The organism is Bacillus sp. AFS029533 (assembly GCF_002585125.1).
GTDB classification, from domain to species: Bacteria; Bacillota; Bacilli; order Bacillales; family Bacillaceae_G; genus Gottfriedia; species Gottfriedia luciferensis_B.
The window spans coordinates 210,772-219,405 of record NZ_NUQC01000022.1 but is presented as its reverse complement, the minus strand read 5'-3'; the positions used below and the strand labels follow the sequence as shown (position 1 = coordinate 219,405).

The window sequence follows — 8,634 nt, the reverse complement described above, 5'->3', positions numbered from 1 at the left end:
CTTCAGCCTCCTCGGCAAGCCTGGGGGGTCTTTAGCCTTCCCGCTAAACCCATAGGAGTCGAGCACCCCTCCGCTCCAATCAACTTAATCATCAAAAAAAGTCTGCAATAAATCCTAATCAAATAGCCTTTACTTAGAGTATCCTAATGTTGTGTATTAATAAGGTTGTAGGTCAACTAATATCGAACTTTAATTAAACAAATTAACTGAATTTGTTTTTCTAAAAATTAGCACATAATATTTTTAACTTCTGAAAAAAATCATGACTAGTGTTTATTGGAATCATGAAATTGCTCAAAATATTAACATTTAAAAACCATTAATAAATCATCCGAAAAATGAAAATGTCATCATAAAGTTCAATTTGATGCCCGTTTTCCGTATTGATCATTTTATATTTCAACACACTTAAATAAGACTGTCCTTTAAAGACAGTCTTATTTAAGTTATTTAACATAAGTACGTAACGTATTTTGTATTTGCTGTAAAACATCATCAACGTGATCTAGTTCTAAAATGATTTTATCGTATTTGTGGTTATTTAAAGTTAAAACTAAATTTCCCTTATTAGTACTTGTAGCAATAAAATAATTCACTCCGTCTTTTTTAAAATGTCCATATTTAGATGCGCCTAAGTGTGTACCGTATATTTTCCAAAGAAATTCATGTATGTCCTCAAGAGAAACATCACTGATATCACTATACGGAACTTCTATTGAATGTTTTAACCCTAATATTGTTTCGAAACTAGAAAGTGTAATAATTAATTTGTGTTCTTCAAATAATATTGTTTTCATAAAAAATCCCTCCTTAATTCTTATACGATCCGGGATTGAAAATCGTTCATTTAGTTTAATTTAATTATTAATATATCGTTGTACTTTTTACCCAAACCACTTATTTTAAAAACTAAACAAACGTTTAATTAAATAGATAATGCAACAATTATCGTGATTTTAAGTATACTGACTTATAATGGGTATGCTTAGTATTAGTAAAAATCGTAAAAAATTAAACGATAAGATAATTTTTTTTCATAGCAAGTAAATGCTAGGGAATGATATCATCTAGATAAAAGAATTATTTACTATTCTCAAAGAGGTACGTATATGGATCAACAAGTACAAACTTATTTCGAAAACCTTGAATCAACAGACAAGAATTTGCAATTCGAAGCCTTTAACTACATTATTTCCGTTACAAAAGAGAAAGTGGATTGGTCATATGAAGTATGGGATCGATTAAAATCGGATCTAACGCATAAAGGAAATCACAAAAGGTCAAGAGCTGCACAATTTCTCTCAAATTTAGCGATCAGCGATCCAGAGAAGAGAATGCTAAATGATTTTCCAGAAATTTGGCAAGTTACATATGATCCAAAATTCGTTACCGCAAGACACACTTTACAGTCAATATGGAGAGTAGGCTTAGCTGGTCCAGAACAACGAGCAATCGTCCTTGAACATCTAGAAAATCGTTATTTAAATTGCAAAGAAGAGAAGAACTATACATTAATTCGATACGATATTATTCAATGTATGAGAAACCTTTATGACGCGGTTAAGAATGAAGAGATTAAACAAAAGGCTTTAGAATTGATTGGAACAGAAGAGGATCTAAAATATCGAAAAAAGTATATGACGGTGTGGAAGTAAAGCACATTTAAAGTGAAGCGAAAAAGTTAGACAAATAGTTTTATACTGCTAAAGAGGATTGGACTCTGTACTGAACAGGGGACAATCCTTTTTGTTTTATCGTAATAGTATGGAGCGGAAACAGGAGACGTGAGTTATACACGTCTCAATTTACTTGTTAAAATAGTTTTAAATTTAAAATCTATTTTATTCTAGGGTTTCCAGTAGATCGTCGAACAATTAAATGAGGTGTGATTGTAGTTGTTACGGAATTTAATTGTTTGTTTTTATTTTCAATCAAATTAATTAGATGTTCCATAGCCAGATTTCCTAGAGACTGACTTAAATGAGTTCCCACTGTTGTTAATTGAATAGATGCATGGGCAGAAAACTCGATATTATCAATTGCACCAATGCTGATATCTTCCGGTATTTTAAAGCCTTTATTAAGTAGGAAATCTAAGCAAATTAATGCAATAGCATCCGTCGCAGCGACTATGGCTGTTGGAAATTCAATACCTGAAAATAACTCCTTACAGGCTTGGACGATGGATTCTATAGTTGTATCGGTCGTTTTTATCCAATCATCACGAACTGCTATTTTTTGTCTATTAGCCTCTTTTTTAAACCCTTCTAAACGACCGTGAAAAGTAGATGCTTGTAGCGGGCCACCTATATACGCTAGATTTTTATGACCTAATTCGATCATATGATTTGTTATTAGTTCGCCGGCTTTTACGTTATCAATCTCAAAATAGTTTGTCCCACACGAATGCTTCCGATTGAAGGTCACATACGGTTTGCCTTCCAAACTTTCTAAAACGGGAAAAATAGAATCATTCATTAAAATAGAAGACATTATGATTCCATCAACAGGGGCGCTTAGTACTTGGTTATAAAGCATATTATCGTTATCTATTTTATTGAAAAATACGAGTACGTTATATCCTTTTTTTGCCGCAATCGATACAATTCCCCGAGTAGATTCTTCGTAAAAAGGATCATGAGTATGTCCTGTGATTAACGCAATCATATTGGTTTTCTTTTTTACGAGATTTCTAGCATTCAAATTCGGATGATAGTTTAATTCTTTAATGGCTCTCTCTACTTTTTCTACTGTTGATTGTCTAATATTTTTAGACCCATTTAATACACGAGAAACAGTAGCTTGAGAGACGCCGGCTAGCCTCGCAACATCGTGTGAAGAAACCAAATAAATCACTCCAAGTTCATATAATATAAAATTTAAAAATAATAGTTAAATAATTAAAAAAACAATGAATACGGCAGATGTTCTAAATCTTGTTACTCCCAAAACAACATAATTTTTGGAATTTTCAAGTGACTATTTATATTATAACAAATAAAATCGAATTAGATTAGAAGTTTTGTGCAAATTAACGAAATTTTTGTATACGTATTCATAGGAATTTGAATAAGTGTGTAATAATTACGTAGTTTAGATACTTGTTGATAAATTTTTATAATAACTTACTAGATCCAACATATAACCACCATTAAGCACAACTTGTTAGAGAATATAGAGAGGTTTTATAGATGTTAATTAAATATTTATAAAATGCTAAAAAATAAAAATTGTTTGACAATTATTAAAAATGAAGCTTATTATTAATACGTATTCATAAGTTATGGAGGGAAACATGAAAAAGAATATTTGGATTAACGGACAAGATGTGGAAACAGAAAATTATTCAGATTTGCTTTCTCCTTATTCACAAGAAAAAATTGCAGATATTGCTATTGCGAATAAACTACAAACTCAGAATGCAATTCAAGTTGCTTATGATTCTAAAGAAGTAATGGCCAAAATGCCTGCTCATCAACGAGCAGCAATTTTAGAGAAAGTTTCGCAACTTCTTGAAGAAAATTTAGAAGAAGCTGCTAAGGTAATTTCTCTCGAGTCGGCTAAACCACTGATTTTCGCCAAAGCAGAAGTAATAAGAACGATTGAAACATACAAATTTGCATCAGAGGAAGCAAAACGAATTCATGGAGAAACAATTCCTTTTGATGCGGCGGTTGGTGGAGTTGGAAAAATAGGCTACACCATTCGTAATCCAATTGGAGTTATTGGTGCAATTACTCCATTTAATTTTCCGATGAATTTAGTGGCGCATAAAGTGGGACCAGCTATTGCTGCAGGGAATACCGTGGTATTAAAGCCAGCTTCACAAACACCACTTTCTGCATTTTATATAGCAGATTTGTTCAAAAAAGCTGGTCTACCGGATGGCGTATTAAATGTTGTTACAGGACCAGGAAGAGTTGTAGGTGACGCCATTGTAGAAAGTGATCTAGTTAGTATGGTGACTTTTACAGGAAGTTCCTCAGTTGGAATTGCACTTCGAGCAAAAGCGGGGCTTAAGAAAACAACACTTGAACTAGGATCAAATGCGGCATTAATCATTGATGAGGATATTGATGTAACAAAGGCTATTGATCGCTGCTTAATGGGCGCATTTTCAAACCAAGGGCAAGTCTGCATCTCTTTACAACGTATATATGTACACGAAAAAATCTATGATGAATTTGTTTCGCAGTTTGCAAAAAGTGCTAGCGAACTCAAACTAGGTGATCCTTTAGATCCTGAAACTTATGTTTCATCTCTTATTTCATCGAATGACTTGGACCGTGCTTTAAGCTGGATCGAAGAAGCAAAAGCGCAGGGTGCGACTATTGCAACAGGTGGCAAAACGGTAGGGAATATTCTTGAACCTACAGTTATTTTAGATGTAACAAATAACATGAAAGTATCATGTAACGAAGTTTTTGCTCCAATTGTTTCAATTTGTAAAGTATCTTCGGTTGAAGAAGCAATTGATGCTGTAAATGATTCCCGATATGGACTGCAAGCTGGAATTTACACTAATAGTGTTGTTAATGCACTAAAAGCAGCAGACGATCTGCATGTAGGAGGCGTAGTTATTAATGATGTACCTACGTTCCGTGTTGATCAAATGCCATATGGAGGCGTAAAAGAAAGTGGTACAGGACGTGAAGGATTGAAGTATGCAATTGAAGAGATGACGGAAATGAAACTCGTTATTTGGCACAAAGGATAAATTTTAGACATCATTTAAAATTGTTTTCATTTTTATGTGTACCGTTTAGCTTTATCGGTTTTTTAGACGGTACACGTTTTTAACTGTTTATAGGTTTCTCATACTGGAAGTTGAAAAGAGCATATAGGAAGTTATACATATTACTATGATTAGCTCGTAATTAATTCAGTGATTAAAAACAAACATCGTAGAAAAATTTTTATAAAAACGGAGGAATCAAATAATGATTAAGCAACTATCCACAAAAGAATGGCAAGAAAAGCGAGATAAATACGTTGTAAAAGGCGTTAGCAATGGAAATCGAGCAGTTGCTGTAAAAGGCAAGGGAGCTACATTATATGATTTAGAAGGTAATAAGTTTATTGACTTCGGTGCAGCTATAGGAACCATTAACGTAGGGCATTCACACCCAAAAGTAGTAGCAGCCATACAAGAACAAGCAGAAAAAATCATTCATCCTGGCTTCAATGTCGTTATGTATCCGTCATACATTGAAATTTGTGAAAGATTGTGTGAAGCAACTCCAGGAGATTTTGCAAAAAAAGCTATTTTATTAAACAGTGGTGCTGAAGCAGTAGAGAATGCCGTGAAAATCGCAAGGAAATATACAAAACGCCAAGCAGTTGTCACATTTACTCGTGGATTTCACGGACGTACTTTAATGACGATGACAATGACGAGCAAAGTAAAACCATATAAACTTGGTTTTGGTCCTTTTGCACCTGAAGTTTATCAAGCACCATATCCATATATGTACCGTAAGCCAGACGGTATGACTGATGAGCAATACGAAGCAGATGTTATTGCACAGTTTAATCAATTTTTTATAGCAACTGTAGCACCCGAGACTGTAGCATGTATTGTCATGGAGCCGATTCAAGGAGAAGGTGGATTTGTAATACCTCCAAAATCATTTGTAAAACACGTTCGTGAATTTTGTTCAAAACATGGCATTGTAATGGTGGCAGATGAAATTCAAACTGGATTCGCAAGAACAGGAAAATTATTTGCGATGGAGCATTTCGAAGTTGCAGCTGATCTAATGACAGCTTCTAAATCTATCGCAGGTGGTATGCCACTAAGTGCTGTTATTGGAAAAGCAGAAATAATGGATATAGCTGATCCGGGTGAATTAGGTGGAACCTATTGTGGAAATCCACTTGCGTGTGAAGCCGCATTGGCAGTTTTAGAAGTCATTGAAGAAGAAAAATTGTGTGAAAAAGCAGAATGGATTGGAGAGGTACTTGAAAGCCGTGTGAGAAAGTGGCAATTAGAGTATAACTTCATTGGAGAATTCCGTCGTCTAGGAGCAATGTGTGCAGTAGAGATTGTAACGGATCAAAAATTAAAAACACCGAATAAAGATCTTACTACAAAAATTGCAAAAGCTGCAAATGAAGCTGGGCTTTTATTACTTACTGCAGGTTTAGATGGAAATATTATTCGCTTTTTAAGTCCACTAGTGATTACAGAAAATGAGTTAAACGAAGGTCTTGCTATTCTAGAAAACGTATTATCTAACTGCTAAATTTTGTTGAAACTGATCATTTAAAGATTTTCATCTGTTCAAAACTTTTTAAAAGTAACGTCCAAATGTGTAGATTAATAGGACTTGCTCGAGTCTTTTACTGCAAGGTTTTTATAAATATTTTTATATTAACGAAAAAAAGGATAGGGTGAATATGGAGAAACAACACAATGGTTTACAACAAAATCTAAAACACCGTCATATTCAAATGATTTCAATTGGTGGAATTATAGGGGCAGGTTTATTCGTAGGTAGTGGGAATGTTATTCATAGTGCGGGTCCTTCAGCAATTGTTGCTTATGTAATAGCGGGATTATTAGTTGCACTCCTTATGAGAATGTTAGGAGAAATGGCTGCTGAGAACCCAGTAAGTGGTTCGTTTTCAACGTATGCAAAAGAGTCGATTGGCCCTTGGGCAGGATACACGATTGGTTGGTTGTATTGGTTTTTCTGGTTAATTACAATTGCAATTGAAGCGATTGCAGGTGCAAATATAATGAATTCATGGTTCCCAAGTATCCCATTATGGGGATGGGCTTTAATTCTTACATTTGTACTTACACTTACCAATATTTTATCAGTGAAAACATTTGGAGAGTTTGAATATTGGTTTGCCATTACAAAGGTAGTGGCGATCTCAGCGTTTATGATATTAGGTCTTGCAATTTTATTCAAATTAATCCCTACGATTCAGTCTCCGGGATTATCAAATTTAACACAGCATGGCGGATTTTTTCCGAAAGGTATAAGCGCAATATTAGGTGGTTTTATGACAGTTATGTTTGCTTTCTTTGGGTCTGAAATTGCAGCAATTGCTGCTGGTGAATCAAAAGATCCTCAAAAATCTGTTGTTACTGCCATTAATACTGTTGTTTGGCGTGTAGCATTGTTCTACATTGGGTCAGTATCTATTTTAGTTTTATTAATGCCTTGGGACGATGCAAAATCATTAAGTAGCCCATATGTAACGTTGCTAAACAATTTAGGGATTCCAGGAGCTGGAACAATCATGAAGGTGGTTGTACTTTTTTCAGTACTCTCTTGTTTGAATTCAGCACTTTATACGAATTCTAGAATGCTTTATTCTTTGGCGCAGCAAGGAAGTGCTCCGAGAATCTTTACAAAAGTAAATAAAGGTGGATCACCGTATTGGGCAGTATGGGCAAGTTCAGCTTTCGCCTTCTTAGCTGCAATTTTTAACTTTATTTCACCTGATAAACTCTTTTCATTTCTCTTGAATGCATCAGGTTCAATTGCGCTTCTAGTGTATATTGTTATTGCAGTATCGCATGTAATAAAGCGAAGACAAGCTGAGAAAACGGGAAAAGTGTTACGATTAAAAATGTGGGGTTTCCCATATGTTACTTACATTACTATACTAGCGATGATCGTCATCTATTTTTCGATGTACTTTATGGATGATCTTCGCTCTCAGTTCTATTTAACTTCATTAATTACAGTTTTAGTGATTTCTTCCTTCTTTATTTTTAAAATTGGAAAAAAAGAAGAAGTTGATACAAACAGCAGGCGGACTAATATACCTAGTTGATGATAAAAAGAAACAAAAATTGTAATTGATATGAAAGCGCTTCTAATTAATTGCATTAGAAAATTAAAAAAGAAGACCGTGTATTGACGGTCTTCTTTTTTATGGAAATTTCCTTAAAACTAACACAACAATATTAAAAATGATGCGTCTTTTTTTAGAGTAGTTTATTTTTTGCTTTAACCTAGTAAAAATTTGCTAAATTCATCTATCGTTTCAAAATAAAACTTTGATTCATTTTTCATTTGTTGTTTAATTTCAGGAATGGCATGTGACCAACCTGCAGCTGCGAAGTCTACGTGACAGGATTTAGCCATTTCCAAACCTGGCTTAAGGTCATCTAACATCAATGCGTCTGATTCTTTTAAGTTAAAACGTCTCAATATTTCTTTAATCGGATAAGGAAATGGTTTTCTTTGATGCTCAGGCAGTTCCCATCCAAAGACTGCATCTGGGATAAAACCGCAGTGCTGCAAGTAATCTCGTTCAATTCTGCTTCTCTCAGAATGAGATACTACGGTTATAATACCGCCCCGATCTTTAAAACCCTTTATTGTTTCAGGAAATTTCTCGTAAAAGTCGGGGATTGAGGATGAAGTATAGCTTTGCCAAATTTCTTGTTGAACGATCATTTCAGCTTCATTGAATTTCATTATGTCTGTACATAAAGAATGAAACCCAGGTTCAAAGCAATATCCAACAAACTCTTCAAAAGAAATAGGTTCATCATTTGGACGAAGTTTTTTAATTGCTTCTACAAAGGATGGATAGTGAATTTCAGGTGTACTCATTACGGCAGTATCATCATGATCTAAAATGATACATTTATACTTTAAATTCATA

At 34.2% G+C, this 8,634-nt stretch carries 7 protein-coding genes; 4 read left to right on the top strand and 3 right to left on the bottom strand.

Annotated features, from left to right (window positions below):
• Nucleotides 1-446: 446 nt before the first annotated feature.
• Nucleotides 447-797 carry a hypothetical protein gene (locus COE53_RS14150; protein WP_069032713.1) on the bottom strand — a complete coding sequence of 117 codons (351 nt, stop codon included), beginning with the start codon at nucleotides 795-797 and terminating at the stop codon, nucleotides 447-449.
• A 312-nt stretch (nucleotides 798-1,109) separates the two neighbouring features.
• Here COE53_RS14150 and COE53_RS14145 point away from each other — a divergent pair, with 312 nt between their 5' ends.
• Nucleotides 1,110-1,655 carry a hypothetical protein gene (locus COE53_RS14145; RefSeq protein WP_069032714.1) on the top strand — a complete coding sequence of 182 codons (546 nt, stop codon included), beginning with the start codon at nucleotides 1,110-1,112 and terminating at the stop codon, nucleotides 1,653-1,655.
• A 181-nt stretch (nucleotides 1,656-1,836) separates the two neighbouring features.
• Here COE53_RS14145 and COE53_RS14140 read toward each other — a convergent pair whose 3' ends face one another.
• Nucleotides 1,837-2,847: a LacI family DNA-binding transcriptional regulator gene (locus COE53_RS14140; RefSeq protein ID WP_069032715.1), complete on the bottom strand. Its 1,011-nt coding sequence runs from the start codon at nucleotides 2,845-2,847 to the stop codon at nucleotides 1,837-1,839.
• Between the two features lie 448 nt (nucleotides 2,848-3,295).
• On the opposite strand from COE53_RS14140, the gene COE53_RS14135 reads away from it, so the two are divergent.
• From COE53_RS14135 to COE53_RS14125, 3 genes are all read left to right on the top strand, one after another.
• Nucleotides 3,296-4,717: an aldehyde dehydrogenase family protein gene (locus COE53_RS14135; RefSeq protein ID WP_098948304.1), complete on the top strand. Its 1,422-nt coding sequence runs from the start codon at nucleotides 3,296-3,298 to the stop codon at nucleotides 4,715-4,717.
• 223 nt (nucleotides 4,718-4,940) lie between these two features.
• Nucleotides 4,941-6,245, top strand: a complete 1,305-nt coding sequence (gene gabT / locus COE53_RS14130; RefSeq protein ID WP_069032717.1) for a 4-aminobutyrate--2-oxoglutarate transaminase — start codon at nucleotides 4,941-4,943, stop codon at nucleotides 6,243-6,245.
• A gap of 154 nt (nucleotides 6,246-6,399) precedes the next feature.
• Nucleotides 6,400-7,794, top strand: coding sequence for an amino acid permease (locus COE53_RS14125; RefSeq protein ID WP_069032718.1), 1,395 nt, complete (start codon nucleotides 6,400-6,402; stop codon nucleotides 7,792-7,794).
• Nucleotides 7,795-7,970: 176 nt separating this feature from the next.
• Here COE53_RS14125 and COE53_RS14120 read toward each other — a convergent pair whose 3' ends face one another.
• Nucleotides 7,971-8,633, bottom strand: coding sequence for an HAD family hydrolase (locus COE53_RS14120; protein WP_025568677.1), 663 nt, complete (start codon nucleotides 8,631-8,633; stop codon nucleotides 7,971-7,973).
• Nucleotide 8,634: the final 1 nt, after the last annotated feature.